The sequence below is a fragment of the Streptomyces anthophorae genome (assembly GCF_049310305.1).
Classification (GTDB): Bacteria; Actinomycetota; Actinomycetes; order Streptomycetales; family Streptomycetaceae; genus Streptomyces.
The window spans coordinates 5,058,769-5,072,845 of the sequence record NZ_JBLWQQ010000001.1; the positions used below are offsets into that span (position 1 = coordinate 5,058,769).

At 72.9% G+C, this 14,077-nt stretch carries 12 protein-coding genes; 8 read left to right on the top strand and 4 right to left on the bottom strand.

Annotation, left to right across the window (positions count from 1 at the left end; all coding sequences use genetic code 11):
- Nucleotides 1-98 precede the first annotated feature (98 nt).
- Both ACNYS0_RS23080 and ACNYS0_RS23085 read left to right on the top strand, forming a co-directional pair.
- On the top strand, nt 99-1,676 hold the full coding sequence (locus ACNYS0_RS23080; RefSeq protein WP_422476390.1) for a sensor histidine kinase: 1,578 nt from the start codon (nt 99-101) through the stop codon (nt 1,674-1,676).
- Nucleotides 1,664-2,341 carry a response regulator transcription factor gene (locus ACNYS0_RS23085; protein WP_422408017.1) on the top strand — a complete coding sequence of 226 codons (678 nt, stop codon included), beginning with the start codon at nt 1,664-1,666 and terminating at the stop codon, nt 2,339-2,341. The genes ACNYS0_RS23080 and ACNYS0_RS23085 overlap by 13 nt, the downstream gene beginning before the upstream one ends.
- 28 nt (nt 2,342-2,369) lie before the next feature.
- Here the strand turns inward: ACNYS0_RS23085 and ACNYS0_RS23090 are convergent, their stop codons facing one another.
- Nucleotides 2,370-3,035 carry a phosphatase PAP2 family protein gene (locus ACNYS0_RS23090; RefSeq protein ID WP_422476391.1) on the bottom strand — a complete coding sequence of 222 codons (666 nt, stop codon included), beginning with the start codon at nt 3,033-3,035 and terminating at the stop codon, nt 2,370-2,372.
- Nucleotides 3,036-3,221: 186 nt separating this feature from the next.
- Between ACNYS0_RS23090 and ACNYS0_RS23095 the strand changes: the two genes are divergently transcribed.
- Nucleotides 3,222-4,034 carry a hypothetical protein gene (locus tag ACNYS0_RS23095; protein WP_422476392.1) on the top strand — a complete coding sequence of 271 codons (813 nt, stop codon included), beginning with the start codon at nt 3,222-3,224 and terminating at the stop codon, nt 4,032-4,034.
- A gap of 78 nt (nt 4,035-4,112) precedes the next feature.
- On the opposite strand, the gene disA is transcribed toward ACNYS0_RS23095, so the two are convergent.
- Together disA and radA are read right to left on the bottom strand one after the other, a co-directional pair.
- Nucleotides 4,113-5,237 carry a DNA integrity scanning diadenylate cyclase DisA gene (disA, locus tag ACNYS0_RS23100; protein ID WP_385762899.1) on the bottom strand — a complete coding sequence of 375 codons (1,125 nt, stop codon included), beginning with the start codon at nt 5,235-5,237 and terminating at the stop codon, nt 4,113-4,115.
- Between the two features lie 93 nt (nt 5,238-5,330).
- Nucleotides 5,331-6,737, bottom strand: coding sequence for a DNA repair protein RadA (radA, locus tag ACNYS0_RS23105; RefSeq protein WP_422476393.1), 1,407 nt, complete (start codon nt 6,735-6,737; stop codon nt 5,331-5,333).
- Between the two features lie 216 nt (nt 6,738-6,953).
- On the opposite strand from radA, the gene ACNYS0_RS23110 reads away from it, so the two are divergent.
- Nucleotides 6,954-8,642, top strand: a complete 1,689-nt coding sequence (locus ACNYS0_RS23110) for a BACON domain-containing protein (RefSeq protein ID WP_422476394.1) — start codon at nt 6,954-6,956, stop codon at nt 8,640-8,642.
- A 30-nt stretch (nt 8,643-8,672) separates the two neighbouring features.
- On the opposite strand, the gene ACNYS0_RS23115 is transcribed toward ACNYS0_RS23110, so the two are convergent.
- The gene (locus ACNYS0_RS23115; protein ID WP_422482757.1) at nt 8,673-9,488 is read right to left on the bottom strand and encodes a DUF3109 family protein; all 816 of its coding nucleotides are present in this window, start codon (nt 9,486-9,488) and stop codon (nt 8,673-8,675) included.
- A gap of 146 nt (nt 9,489-9,634) precedes the next feature.
- Here ACNYS0_RS23115 and ACNYS0_RS23120 point away from each other — a divergent pair, with 146 nt between their 5' ends.
- The 4 genes from ACNYS0_RS23120 (at nt 9,635) to ilvD (ending at nt 14,074) form a co-directional block, all read left to right on the top strand.
- Nucleotides 9,635-10,585 carry a Ppx/GppA family phosphatase gene (locus tag ACNYS0_RS23120; RefSeq protein ID WP_422476395.1) on the top strand — a complete coding sequence of 317 codons (951 nt, stop codon included), beginning with the start codon at nt 9,635-9,637 and terminating at the stop codon, nt 10,583-10,585.
- Nucleotides 10,586-10,667: 82 nt separating this feature from the next.
- A complete protein-coding gene (locus tag ACNYS0_RS23125; protein ID WP_266711285.1) occupies nt 10,668-11,492 on the top strand; it encodes a sugar phosphate isomerase/epimerase family protein in 825 nt (274 codons plus the stop codon).
- A complete protein-coding gene (locus ACNYS0_RS23130) occupies nt 11,489-12,097 on the top strand; it encodes a TetR/AcrR family transcriptional regulator (protein ID WP_422476396.1) in 609 nt (202 codons plus the stop codon). The genes ACNYS0_RS23125 and ACNYS0_RS23130 overlap by 4 nt, the downstream gene beginning before the upstream one ends.
- Before the next feature lie 123 nt (nt 12,098-12,220).
- Nucleotides 12,221-14,074 carry a dihydroxy-acid dehydratase gene (ilvD, locus tag ACNYS0_RS23135; protein ID WP_422476397.1) on the top strand — a complete coding sequence of 618 codons (1,854 nt, stop codon included), beginning with the start codon at nt 12,221-12,223 and terminating at the stop codon, nt 14,072-14,074.
- The last annotated feature ends 3 nt before the right edge of the window (nt 14,075-14,077 follow it).

Consider the following 14,077-nt stretch of genomic DNA (forward strand, 5'->3'; position numbering starts at 1 on the left):
CCGTAGCGGGCGGAGTCGGATCGAGGGCAGTCGTAGGGGGACAGGACCTGACGATTGGCAGGGGGGGTTTCGGGGGTGGCGCTTGTACCGTCGACGGGGTGAACGCCCGACGTCGGAACCTGGTGGTTGACCTGGTGCTCTGGGGTGCGCTCGTCGTGCCCGTGTTCGCCGTTGAGTGGCTGCATCTGCATGAACCCGACAGCACCTGGCAGCAGGTGGGCGGGATCGTCGCGCTGGGGGCGGCCGCCGCGCTGCACCGGCGGCTGCCCGCCACCGCGTTTCTGCTCGCGGCCGCGCCGGGGCTCGCCGTCGCCTCGTCGCTGTTCACCCTCTCGTACGGGTGCGCGCTCGCGGCGTTCGCGTATCTGATGGGGCTGCGGTCGCCGGCCGTGCGGTCCGCGCTGCTCGGTTTCGGGGCGGTCGCCGTCGCGGGCACCGTCAAGATCGGCGTCCGGCAGGTCGACCCCGCCGCCGAGTGGCTGGTGCTCATGGGGACGCTGTTGTTCGGCGCGGTCTTCCCATGGCTCATCGGGCGGTACTGGCGGCAGAGCGGGGAGCTGACGGCCGCCGGGTGGGCCAGGGCCGAGCAGCTGGAGCGCGAGCACCTGATCGTCGCCGATCGCGCCCGGCTGCGCGAACGGGCCAGGATCGCGCAGGACATGCACGACTCCCTGGGCCACGAACTCAGCCTCATCGCCCTGCGCGCCGGCGCCCTCCAGGTCACCCCCGGCCTCGCCGAGGCGCACCGCACGGCCGCCGCCGAACTCCGCTCCGCCGCCTCCGACGCCACCGACCGGCTGGGCACCATCATCGGCCTGCTGCGCGAGGCGGACGACGAACAGGCCCCGCTCGCCCCGCCCGGCGAGACCGTCGCGGAACTCGTCGAGCGCGCCGCCGGGTCCGGTCTCCCGGTGCGGTTGCTGGGTGACCCCGGGATCGCACCCGGAGCCGACGACCGCGCCGCCCACCGCGTCGTCCAGGAAGCCCTGACGAACGCCGCCAAGTACGCGCCGGGCGCCCCCGTCACCGTGGAGGCGCGGCAGGACGGCACCACCACGACCGTCACCGTCACCAACGCCCGCCCCGCGGACCCGCCCGCCGCGCCGTCCGGCAGCGGCACCGGACTGCTCGGCCTGCGGGACCGCGTCACCGCGCTCGGCGGCGCCTTCGAGGCGGGACCGCACGACGGCGGCTTCCGGGTCAGCGCACGCCTCCCCGCGCCCGGCGCCCCGCGCACGCACCCCGCCGACACCGGTTTCGTGCACGCCCGCCGCACCGCCAGACGCCGGGTGGGCCTCGCCTTCGGGGCCGCCGCGGTCGTGGGAACCGTCCTGATCGGCGGGGCGTTCACCTGGTACGCGTACACGAAGACGCACGCCGTCCTCGCCCCGCGGGCGTACGCGCAGCTGCGGGTCGGCGCACCCCTCGCCGACGTCGAACCGCGGCTGCCCGAGCGCACGATCAGCGATCCGCCGGTCGAGCGCGCGCCCACGCCGCCGCCCGCGCGGGCCGACTGCCGCTACTACCGGGCGAGCGGCGAACTGTTCGTGACGGTCGAGCACTTCAGGCTCTGCTTCGCCGACGACGCGTCGCACACGCTCGTCGACAAGACGGTGATCCCCAGGGCGGGCACCGCCGACCAGGTACAGGAAGAGGAGCGCGAATGGGCGCGCTGAGCGAGCCGGGCAGCCGCATCCGGGTGCTGCTCGCCGACGACGAGGCGATGGTCAGGGCCGGCGTCGCCGCGATCCTCGCCGCGGGCGGCGACTTCGAGGTCGTCGCGGAGGCCGCCGACGGGCGGGAGGCGGTGCGCCTCGCCCAGGCCCACCGCCCGCACGTGGCGCTCCTCGACATCCGCATGCCCCGCCTGGACGGGCTCGCGGCGGCGGAGGAGATCACGGCGACGGTGCCCGGCACGGCGGTGGCGATGCTGACCACGTTCTCCGAGGACGCCTACGTGGCGCGGGCCCTCGGCGGCGGCGCGACCGGCTTCCTGCTCAAGTCCGGCGACCCGCACGAACTGATGGCGGGCGTACGGGCGGTCGCGGACGGCGCCGCGTTCCTGTCGCCGAAGGTGGCCCGGCACGTCATCGACGGGCTCGGCGGCGGCCGGCTGACCCGCGAGGCCGCGGCCCGGCAGCGGGTCGCGGCGCTCACCCCGCGCGAGCGCGAGGTGCTCGGCCTGGTCGGCGCGGGCCTGTCGAACCCGGAGATCGCCGGACGCCTGCACCTCGTGGAGGGCACGGTGAAGGCCTACGTCAGCGCGGTCCTCGACCGGTTGGAGGTCAAGAACCGCGTGCAGGCGGCCATCGTGGCGTACGAGGCGGGGCTGCTGACCTGAGTCCGGTGCGGCGGAGTCAGCGGCGGAGTCAGCGGCGGTGCGAGCCGCGCCGCGAGCGGCCCTCGGACCCCGAGCCGTACCCGGCCCCGGCGGGCCCCGGCCCGGCGAACCACGTCACCAGCCCGTTCCCCGACCCCCGCATCGCCTCGGTCACCCGCGCCCCCGGCCGCGTCAGCAGGCGGACGACGAGGAACGCGACCAGGGTGCCGAGCAGCAGGCCCGCCGCGACGTCGTGCGGGTAGTGCACGCCCACGAAGACGCGCGAGAACGCCATCAGGATCGCCATCGGCACGGTGAGCCAGCCGATCTTCGGCCAGGCGAGCGCGAGGCCGACGGCCGCGGCGGCGGCGATGGTGGCGTGGTTGGAGGGGAACGACCAGTCCCCGTAGACCGGGCAGTCGATCAGGGACGGCAGGGCGCCCGAGACCGCTCGGCAGGGCCGCTCCTCGTCGATCCCCGACTTGACCACCTCGCTGATCACATACGCCACGGCGGTGGCCAGCGGAGCGAGCACCGCGACGGCGAAGGCCTTCGGGTCACTGCCCCGGGCCCGCCACCAGGCGACGACGAAGAGCACGGCGAACAGCAGCAGGCCGACTTCCGTCCACACCTCCATGAGGTGCTGGACCCACGACGGCGTGTCGTGGGCGAAGTCGAGGATGCTGCGATACAGGTCGGAGTCGATGGTTCCCATGGTGACGGACAGTATGCAATACCCAAGGCCTGTCACATCCAGCGATGGTCCCGGCCCGCACCTGACGATCGACAGGGGTCCCGGAGCCCGTTCGGGGGCCCGCGCGTGATGATGATCCGGAAAACTTGGGGTCCGAGGCGGCGGGTGGCACCGGACAACGGCCCGATCTCTCGTAAGGTTTGAGCCGTGGGATCTCTGCGCAATCCGATCGGGCCGCTTCCCTCCTCCATCTATTGGCGACGGAGGGCTGTTCTGCTGTCCGTTGTGGCGCTGCTCGCGCTGCTGATCGTATGGATCGTCAACTTGGGCGGTGGCGGCGGGAACAACGGCGCCGACGGCCCGGGCGGCAAGAGTCCGACGGAGTCCATCACGCCCGGACCCTCCGGAACGGGGCCCGCGATCAGCGAACACCCCGGCGGTCGCGACGAGTCGGGCGGCTCCGGCGGCTCGGGTTCGGGCTCCGGCGGCGGTTCCGGTTCCGGCTCGGGCTCCGGCGGTTCGGACGATGCCGCGGGCGGCGACTCCGGTGACGGCGGGGGCAGTGGCGGCAGCGGGGGCACGTCCTCCGGCGACCAGGTCCCGGCCGGCTCCAGCCTCCCGGACTGCACGGCGGGCGGCGTGACCCTGAAGGTGCGCAGCGTCCACAACTCGTACGCGCCCGGGGACAAGCCGAAGCTCCAACTCGTCGCCAAGAACACGGCGGACAAGTCCTGCAAGGTCGATCTCGGGCCGAAGACCGCGGTGGTCACGATCACCAAGGCGGAGGGCGACAAGCCGTTCTGGTCCTCCGAGGACTGCCCGGCCGGGGCGGGCAGCATGGTGCTGCGGGCCCCCGCGGGCGGCACGGTGCAGCGTGACTTCACGTGGGACCTGCGTCCGAGCGAGCCGCGCTGTGCGACTCCGCCCGCGGGTTCCGCGACGCCGGGTACGTACCTGGTCGAGGTGAAGGCGGCGCAACTGCCGGAGGCGCAGACGTCGTTCGTCCTCAAGGAGGACTAGGTTCGGCGCCCGCCGGCTCGAGGCCTCGGGGCTCTGCCCCGGACCCCGCGCCTCAATCGCCGGCGGGGCTTGATGTGGCTACACGTACCGCTCGAGGATCGACGACTCGGCCAGCCGGGACAGGCCCTCCCGCACGCTGCGCGCACGCGCCTCGCCCACGCCGTCGACTGTCTGAAGGTCGTCGACGCTCGCGGCGAGCAGCTTCTGAAGGCCGCCGAAGTGCTCCACGAGCCGGTCGATGATGGCGCCGGGAAGGCGCGGCACCTTGGCGAGGAGCCGGAACCCGCGCGGGGACACCGCCGAGTCGAGGGCCTCGGGGGAGCCGGTGTAGCCCAGGGCCCGTGCCACTATCGGCAGTTCGAGCAGTTCCGCGTGGCTGAGCGCGTCCAGCTCGACCAGCGCCTCCGCGACCGTGCGGGAGCGCTTGGCGGTGGGCTCGGGCACGTAGTCCCGCGCGACCAGTTCGCGCTCCGGCTCGACGCCCGCGATCAACTCGTCGAGCTGAAGCGCCAGAAGACGGCCGTCCGTGCCCAACTCGACGACGTACTCGGCGATCTCCGTGGCGATCCGGCGCACCATTTCCAGGCGCTGCGCGACCGCCGTGACGTCCCGGACCGTGACCAGGTCCTCGATCTCCAGGGCGGAGAGCGTGCCCGCCACCTCGTCGAGGCGCAGCTTGTAGCGCTCCAGGGTCGCAAGGGCCTGGTTGGCGCGGGACAGGATCGCCGCGGAGTCCTCCAGGACCCGGCGCTGGCCGTCCACGTAGAGCGCGATCAGGCGCATCGACTGGGAGACCGAGACGACGGGGTAGCCGACCTGCTTGCTGACCCGGTCCGCCGTGCGGTGCCTGGTGCCGGTCTCCTCGGTCGGGATCGTCGGGTCCGGCACCAACTGGACGCCGGCCCGCAGGATCTTGTCGAGGTTCGAGGAGACCACGATGCCGCCGTCGAGCTTGCACAGCTCGCGCAGGCGCGTGGCCGCGAACTCCACGTCGAGGATGAAGCCGCCCGTGCACATCGACTCGACCGTCTTGTCGGAGCCGAGGACGATGAGGCCTCCGGTGTTGCCGCGGAGGATGCGCTCCAGACCGTCGCGCAGGGCGGTTCCGGGCGCGACGGCGCTGAGCGCGGCGCGCATCAGGCTGTCCGCGCCGGAGCTTCCGCCGGACTTGCCGGGAGTTGCCGCCCGGTCATTGGCTGCCACTGCACTCCTCCGGATCGCAGACTCTGGGGTGCCCTGTGGGCTCGGGGCCTTCGCCCCTCGCGTTCGCACGCGCGGGCGAGACCAGGGCAAAGTCTACCGGCGCTGCTCCGGCTCCTGTGGGGTGTCTCGGCGACGGCCCTTCGGCAGCACCCGCAGAGCATCCCCTATATCGGCGACTTCCAGGACCTTCATACCGGCCGGGACCTTTCCGGGATCGGCCGGGACCAGGGCGTGTGTGAACCCGAGACGGTGTGCCTCGGCGAGCCGGCGCTGCACGCCCGTGACCCTTCTGACCTCGCCCGCGAGGCCTACTTCTCCGATCGCCACGAGGTTCTTGGGCAGCGGGGTGTCGCTCGCCGCGGAGGCCAGGGCCAGCGCGATGGCCAGGTCGGCGGCGGGCTCGGAGAGCTTCACGCCGCCGACCGTCGCGGAGTAGATGTCCCGCTTGCCCAACGCGCTGATCCGCCCGCGCTGTTCGAGCACGGCCAGCATCATGGAGACGCGGGAGGTCTCGAGGCCCGACGTGGTGCGCCGGGGGGAGGGGATCTGCGAGTCGACGGTGAGCGCCTGGACCTCTGCGACCAGCGGGCGGCGGCCCTCCAGGGTGACGGTCAGGCAGGTGCCGGGCACCGGCTCGTCGCGCCGGGTCAGGAACAGGCCGCTGGGGTCGGCCAGGCCCGTGATGCCCTCGTCGTGCAGCTCGAAGCAGCCGACCTCGTCCGTCGTCCCGTAGCGGTTCTTGACGCCGCGGACGAGGCGCAGGCGCGCGTGCCGGTCGCCCTCGAAGTTCAGGACGACGTCGACCAGGTGCTCCAGGAGGCGCGGGCCCGCGATGGTGCCCTCCTTGGTGACGTGGCCGACCAGGAGTGTGGACATGCCGCGGTCCTTGGAGGCGCGGATGAGCGCCCCGGCCACCTCGCGGACCTGGGACATGCCGCCGGGCGCGCCCTCGATCTCCCCGGACGCGATCGTCTGTACGGAGTCCAGGACGAGCAGCGACGGCTTCACCGCGTCCAAGTGGCCGAGGACGGTGGCCAGATCGGTCTCGGCCGCCAGGTACAGGTGGTCGTCGAGCGCGTGGATGCGGTCGGCGCGCAGGCGGACCTGGGAGGCCGACTCCTCGCCCGTCACGTAGAGGGTCTTGTGCTCCTCGCTGGCCGACTTGGCCGCCACGTCCAGCAGGAGCGTGGACTTGCCGACGCCGGGCTCGCCCGCGACCAGCACCACGGCGCCGGGCACCAGGCCGCCGCCGAGCACCCGGTCCAGCTCGGGCACGCCGGTGGTCCGGGCCGTCGCCTGCTTGCCGTCGACCTCGCCGATGGGCAGCGCGGAGGTGGTGACGCGGCCCGGTGAGGTGGTGCGCACGGCGGGCGCGCCGTACTCGTCGATCGTCCCCCAGGCCTGGCACTCGGGGCAGCGGCCCAGCCACTTGGCCGTCTGCCAGCCGCAGTCGGTGCAGCGGTAGGACGGACGGTCCTTGGATTTCGTACGGGCAGCCATGAACGGAACCGTAGCGGGCAGGACTGACAACGGGCGTCCGCGGCCCGTGCCGCCCCGCGGAAGGGCCCGTGCCGCCACCGTGGAAGTCGCCCCGCGTAGCCGTGCTGGCCACGGAATGGCGGCTTCCTGTCCTCTTTTGAGGGATCGTTTCACCCGTAAGGATTAAATGCGCTCAAGGGGGAGGAAGCCCCCGCGCGGTGAGCCTACGGTCGCACAGTGATGAGCAGCAGGCCGGAAACTCCCACACAGACCACCGGCGCACACCGGGCGCACCGCACCGGGGCGAGGCGGCAAGGGCCGCGTACCGCCCCGCAGCGCCCGCCCGCCCGCTACGAGTCCTGTCTGGACGGCCTGTTCACCTACTGCCTCTCCGTGCTCTGCGATCACGACCAGGCGACCGAGGCCCTCGGCGACGCCCTCGCGCTCGCGGAGCGGCGCGGCTCGCGCGCCCCGGCGGGCGACTCGCCCGCCGAGCGCAGGGCCTGGCTCTACGCGCTGGCCCGCTGGTCCTGCCTGCGCCGGCTGGCGGAGGCCAATCGGCGGCGGCAGAGCGCGCAGGACAGCGGCCGCCCCGAGGACGGCCTCCTTCAGGAGGAGCGCAGGCGGCAGCTGGCCCAGCTCGCCTGGCCGGAAGCCGCGGGCACGACCCCGGAGCAGCGCGAGGCCCTGGAGCTGGCCGTGCGCCACCAGCTGTCGCCGCGTGAGGTCGCCGCCGTCCTCGGCACCGACCCCACCGCCACCCGTGAGCTGCTCTCGGCCGCGGCCTGCGAGGTCGAGCGGACCCGCGCCGCCCTCGCCGTCGTCGAGACCGGCAGCTGCCCCAGCGTCGCCCGCCTCACCGGGGACAACCAGGTGCTCCTGTCGGCCGCCCTGCGCCGCGAGCTGGTCCGGCACGTCGACGACTGTCCGCGCTGCCGCCGCACCGCCGAGCGCGCCGCGCCCCGCGCCTGGCCCGGGACCTCGGTGACGCCCGCCGCGCTGCCCCTCGTGGAGGCCCCGCGGCCCGCCCTGCACTTCGCGATGCACGGCCGGCGCCCCGGCGCCCCGCGCTTCGACCGGCGCGGCTACCCGATGGACCCCAAGGACCGCGCGGCCCGCCGCGACCGGCTGCGCTCGCGCGCGGTGACGACGACGGTGGTCGCCACCGTGGTCGCCGCCCCGGTGCTCGCCCTGTGGGCCGCCTATCGGGGTGCCCCGCTGACCGGCGAGGCCGCGGACGGCCGCTCCGTGACGGCCAGCGAGGACGGCACGGCGGACAGCCTCGACGGCGAGCGCACCGGCGGCGCGTACGAGAACGCGGGGAACGCGCGGACGAGCCCCGACCCCCGCTTCACCAAGGGCAGCCGCTCGCCGGACGTCTCCGTGGAGGTCACTTCGCCGCCCGGGCACGCGGGCCGCGGCCCCGGCCGCATCACCGTGGAGGCCCAGCCCAGCGGGAACGCGACGGCGATCACGCTCACCGCCTCGGGCCGCTCCCCCGTCGACTGGACGGCCTCGACGGACGCGTCCTGGCTGTACCTGAGCCAGGCATCGGGAACGCTGCGTCCTGGTGAATCGCTCACGGTTTACGTCTACGTGGACGAGTACCGGGAGCCGCGCGGGCACTGGACGGCGCACGTCGGGATCGACCCGTCCGGCGCGATCATCTCCCTTGAGGGCTACGGGCGTTCGGGCTCCGGCGGCGGAGGTGGCACCTCGCGGCCCTCGCCGACCCACTCCGTGCCGACGTCCCCGTCCGAGCCGACGCCCACGCCGACGCGCACCTCGCCCGAGCCGACGAAGGAGCCGACGACGTCGCCGAGCCCGAGCGACCCCGAGCCCACCGACTCGGCGTCGCCGACCGACTCGGCCTCGCCCTCCGGGACCGGCGGGTCCGGGTCGGGCTCGCCGTCAGGGACCTCCTGACCGCCCGTCCCGGACGTCCGGATGTGTGCGTTACGCGGGGTCGGCCGGGTGCGGGGCGATCAGCGGCAGGCCCTTGGGCGCGGCCGCGAGACGCTCCTCGCACAGCTCGACCAGCTTGTCGTAGCCGGCCTTGCCCATCAGCTCCGTGAGCTCGGGCCCGTAACTGACGTAGACCGGGTCGCCCGCGCCGTGCGCCGAGGTCGCCGACGTGCACCACCAGTGCAGGTCGTGGCCGCCCGGGCCCCAGCCGCGCCGGTCGTACTCGCCGATCGAGACCATGAGCACCTTGGTGTCGTCGGGCCGCTCGACCCACTCGTACGTACGCCGGACCGGGAGCTGCCAGCACACGTCCGGCTTCGTCTCCAGGGGCTCGCGGCCCTCCTTGAGCGCCAGGATGTGCAGCGAGCAGCCCGCGCCGCCCTTGAAGCCCGGCCGGTTCTGGAAGATGCACGAGCCCTGGTACGGGCGGGTCTGGCGCTCCCCGTCCTCGTCCGTCGACACCCAGCCGGTCTCCGTGCCGATGTCGTGGTGCTGCCAGATGTCCGGCGTGAGGCGTGCCACGTGCTCCGCGACGCGCTTCTCGTCGTCCTCGTCGGAGAAGTGGGCGCCGAGCGTGCAGCAGCCGTCGTCGGCGCGGCCCGCCTGGATGCCCTGGCAGCCGCTGCCGAAGATGCAGCTCCAACGAGAGGTCAGCCATGTCAGATCGCAGCGGAAGATCTGCTCGTCGTCCGCAGGGTCCGGGAACTCGACCCACGCGCGCGGGAAGTCGATCGGCTTCTCGTCCGCCTTGGCCCGCTGCTTCGATTGCTTCTGGAGGTCCTTCTGCCGGCCCTTCGGCTCCTTCAGCTCCTGCTTTGCCGACTTCGTCTTCTTGTCGCTCTTGTCGGCCTTGGCCTTTTTCGTCTTTGGCACCGTTCCAGAGTAAAGGCGATGCCGCCTTCAACAGGACCTTCCTGGACGGGCAAGCCGCCGGGATGGGTAGCGTTCCCTACATGAGACTCGGTGTCCTCGACGTGGGTTCGAATACGGTCCATCTGCTCGTGGTGGACGCGCACCCCGGCGCCCGCCCGCTGCCCGCGCATTCGCACAAGGCGGAGCTGCGGCTCGCCCAACTCCTCGACGACCACGGGGCGATCGGCCCCGACGGCGTGGACCAGCTGATCGGAACGGTCAGAGAGGCCCTGGAGGCCGCCGAGGACAAGGGCGTCGAGGACCTGCTGCCGTTCGCGACCTCGGCGGTCCGCGAGGCCAGCAACGCCGACGACGTCCTCGCCCGGGTCAAGGAGGCCACGGGCGTCGAACTGCGGGTGCTCAGCGGCGAGGAAGAGGCGCGGCTCACGTTCCTGGCGGCCCGGCGCTGGTTCGGCTGGTCGGCGGGCAGGCTCCTCGTGATCGACATCGGCGGCGGCTCCCTGGAGATCGCGTACGGCATCGACGAGGAGCCGGACGCCGCGGTGTCGCTGCCGCTCGGCGCAGGCCGGCTGACGGCGGGCTGGCTGCCGGGGGACCCGCCGGACGCGGACGACGTGAAGGCGCTGCGGCGGCACGTGCGGGCGCAGATCGCGCGCACGGTCGGGGAGTTCGCGCGGTTCGGGGCGCCGGACCACGTGGTGGCGACGTCGAAGACGTTCAAGCAACTGGCACGCCTCGCCGGGGCGGCGCGCTCCGCGGAAGGCCTCTACGTCCAGCGGGAGTTGAAGCGGAAGTCCCTGGAGGACTGGGTGCCGCAGCTCGCCGCGATGACCGTGGAAGAACGCTCCGAGCTGCCGGGAGTCTCCGAGGGCCGGGCCGCGCAACTGCTCGCCGGGGCGCTGGTGGCCGAGGGCGCGATGGACCTCTTCGGCGTCGAAACCCTGGAAATCTGCCCCTGGGCCCTCCGCGAGGGTGTCATCCTCCGACGCTTGGACCACTTGCCGACAGAATCAAGCCCCTCCGGCGATTGAGGAGCGGGGTCCGGGGCGGAGTCCCGAGGCGTCAACCACGGGTGGGCGCCCCACCGGAACGACGGGGCCGTACCCTGTCCCCGTGGCAGAACCAGTGGTGCGCATCCCGGATGCGAAGGTCGCGCTGTCCACGGCCTCCGTGTACCCGGAGTCGACGGCGACGGCCTTCGAGATCGCCGCGCGCCTGGGCTACGACGGCGTAGAGGTCATGGTCTGGACCGATCCCGTCAGCCAGGACATAGAGGCCCTGCGCCGCCTCTCCGACTACCACCGCATCCCGATCCTCGCCGTCCACGCGCCATGTCTGCTGATCACGCAGCGCGTGTGGTCGACGGACCCGTGGGTGAAGCTCCAGCGCGCACGGGCCGCCGCGGAGAAGCTGGGGGCCTCGACCGTGGTCGTGCACCCCCCGTTCCGCTGGCAGCGCCAGTACGCGCGGGACTTCGTCCAGGGGATCTGGCGGATGGCAGGCGAGACGGATGTGCGGTTCGCCGTCGAAAACATGTACCCGTGGCGCTACCGGGACCGCGAGATGCTCGCGTACGCCCCCGACTGGGACGTGACCAAGGACGACTACCGGCACTTCACGGTCGACCTCAGCCACACCGCGACGGCGCGCACCGACGCGATGCAGATGATCGACCGGATGGGAGACCGGCTCGGCCATGTGCACCTCGCCGACGGCGGCGGCTCGGGCAAGGACGAGCACCTGGTGCCGGGCCGCGGCACGCAGCCCTGCGCCGAACTCCTGGACCGCCTCGCGGTGAACGGCTTCGACGGGCACGTCGTCATCGAGGTCAACACGCGGCGCGCCATGTCCAGCGCCGAACGCGAGGCCGACCTGGCGGAGGCCCTCGCCTTCGCCCGCCTGCACCTGGCGTCGGCCGCGCGGGTGCCGCGTTCATGACCGAACCGGTGCGCCGCAGGGGCCGCCCCGCTCGTACGGAGACCGGGGACACCCGGGCCCGGATCCTTGACGCGGCCCGCGAGGAGTTCGCCGAGCGCGGCTACGACAAGGCCTCGGTGCGCGGCATCGCCAAGGCCGCCGGGGTGGACTCGGCCCTGGTGCACCACTACTTCGGCACCAAGGAGCAGGTGTTCGCCGCGTCGATCGAGGTGGCGCTCGCCCCGGCCCTCAAGGCCCCCGCCGCCCTGGCCGACGGGCCCCTGGACGAGGTCGGCGAGCGCATGACCCGGTTCTTCTTCGGCGTGTGGGAGTCGCCCGAGACGCGCGTCCCGCTGCTCGCGATCCTGCGCTCCGCCGTGAACAACGACGTGGCGGCGGGTGTCCTGCGCCGGCTCGTCGCCTCCCGGCTGCTCGCGAGCATCGCCGAGCGGATCGACCTGCCGAAGGACGAGGCCGAGCTGCGGGTCGCGCTGGCCGCCGCGCAGCTCATGGGCACCGCGATGATCCGGTACGTGATGCGGGTGGAGCCCATCGCCTCCGCGGACCCGGAGCGGATCATCGCGCGGGTCGCCCCCGTGGTGCAGCTGCACCTGACCGGCCCCTGAGGCCGGCTCCCCGAGCGGCACGTGAGACGGCCGTCCCGGCATCCGGACACCCTGTCCAGTGCTTGGAGCGGCGGCGTAGTCTCGGGAGACAGTCTTGATATCCCTCTGAAGGAGCGAGCGACGATGCCCGAGCTGAGGTCCCGCACAGTCACCCACGGCCGCAACATGGCGGGCGCCCGCGCCCTTATGCGCGCCTCCGGTGTACCCGGTGCGGACATCGGCCGGAAGCCGATCGTCGCGGTCGCCAACTCCTTCACGGAGTTCGTGCCGGGCCACACGCACCTGGCGCCCGTGGGCCGCATCGTCAGCGAGGCCATCACGGCCGCGGGCGGCATCGCCCGCGAGTTCAACACGATCGCCGTCGACGACGGCATCGCGATGGGCCACGGCGGCATGCTCTACTCCCTGCCGTCCCGCGACCTGATCGCGGACTCGGTCGAGTACATGGTCGAGGCGCACTGCGCGGACGCGCTGATCTGCATCTCGAACTGCGACAAGATCACGCCCGGCATGCTGAACGCCGCCCTGCGGCTCAACATCCCGACCGTCTTCGTCTCCGGCGGCCCCATGGAGGCCGGCAAGGCGACGCTGGTCGACGGCACGGTCCGCAAGCTCGACCTGGTCAACGCGATCAGCGACGCGGTGAACGAGAGCGTCTCGGACGAGGACATCCTCCGCATCGAGGAGAACGCCTGCCCGACCTGCGGCTCCTGTTCCGGCATGTTCACCGCCAACTCGATGAACTGCCTGACCGAGGCCATCGGCCTCTCCCTGCCGGGCAACGGCTCGGTGCTCGCCACCCACACCGCCCGCAGGGCGCTGTACGAGAAGGCGGGCGCCACGGTCGTCGAGATCGCCAAGCGCTACTACGACGGCGACGACGAGTCGGTGCTGCCGCGCAACATCGCCACCCGCGCCGCCTTCGACAACGCGATGGCGCTCGACATCTCCATGGGCGGCTCCACCAACACGATCCTGCACCTGCTGGCCGCGGCGCAGGAGGCCGAGCTCGACTACACGCTCGCCGACATGGACGCCGTCTCGCGCCGCGTCCCGTGCCTGTCCAAGGTCGCCCCGAACGTGGCGCCCGGCGGCACGTACTACATGGAGGACGTGCACCGCGCCGGCGGCATCCCCGCGATCCTCGGCGAGCTGTACCGCGGCGGGCTGCTCCACGAGGACGTGCACACCGTCCACTCCGCCTCCATCAAGGAATGGCTCGACGCCTGGGACATCCGCGGCGGCGCGGCGACCGAGGAGGCGAGCGAGCTGTGGCACGCGGCCCCCGGCTGCAAGCGCTCCGCCGAGGCCTTCTCGCAGTCCGAGCGCTGGGACACCCTCGACACCGACGCCGCGGGCGGCTGCATCCGTGACGTCGCGCACGCGTACTCGGAGGACGGCGGCCTGGCCGTCCTCAAGGGCAACCTCGCCGAGAACGGCTGCGTCGTGAAGACCGCCGGTGTCGACGAGTCCATCTGGACCTTCGAGGGCCCGGCCGTCGTCTGCGAGTCGCAGGAGGAGGCCGTGCAGAAGATCCTCATGAAGCAGGTCAAGGAGGGCGACGTCGTCGTCATCCGCTACGAGGGCCCCAAGGGCGGCCCCGGCATGCAGGAGATGCTCTACCCGACCTCGTACCTGAAGGGCCGCGGCCTCGGGAAGGCCTGCGCGCTCGTCACGGACGGCCGCTTCTCCGGCGGCACGTCGGGCCTGTCCATCGGCCACGCCTCGCCCGAGGCCGCCGCCGGTGGCACCATCGCGCTCGTCGAGGACGGCGACCGCGTGCGCATCGACATCCCGAACCGGGGCATCGAACTCCTCGTGAGCGAGGAGGAGCTGGCCGCGCGCCGCGAGGCCCTGGGCGGCGTCTACGCCCCCAAGTCCCGCGAGCGCAAGGTCTCGGCCGCGCTGCGCGCGTACGCCGCGATGGCCACCAGCGCCGACACGGGCGCGGTCCGCGACGTGTCGCAGCTCGGCTAGGAC

What these genes read in the sequence shown, in the direction of transcription:
- ACNYS0_RS23120 (WP_422476395.1), top strand. Translation starts at nt 9,635, where the DNA reads ATGAGACTCGGTGTCCTCGACGTGGGTTCGAATACGGTCCATCTGCTC.
- ACNYS0_RS23085 (WP_422408017.1), top strand. Translation starts at nt 1,664, where the DNA reads ATGGGCGCGCTGAGCGAGCCGGGCAGCCGCATCCGGGTGCTGCTCGCC.
- ilvD (WP_422476397.1), top strand. Translation starts at nt 12,221, where the DNA reads ATGCCCGAGCTGAGGTCCCGCACAGTCACCCACGGCCGCAACATGGCG.
- ACNYS0_RS23090 (WP_422476391.1), bottom strand. Translation starts at nt 3,035, where the DNA reads ATGGGAACCATCGACTCCGACCTGTATCGCAGCATCCTCGACTTCGCC.
- ACNYS0_RS23130 (WP_422476396.1), top strand. Translation starts at nt 11,489, where the DNA reads ATGACCGAACCGGTGCGCCGCAGGGGCCGCCCCGCTCGTACGGAGACC.
- radA (WP_422476393.1), bottom strand. Translation starts at nt 6,737, where the DNA reads ATGGCTGCCCGTACGAAATCCAAGGACCGTCCGTCCTACCGCTGCACC.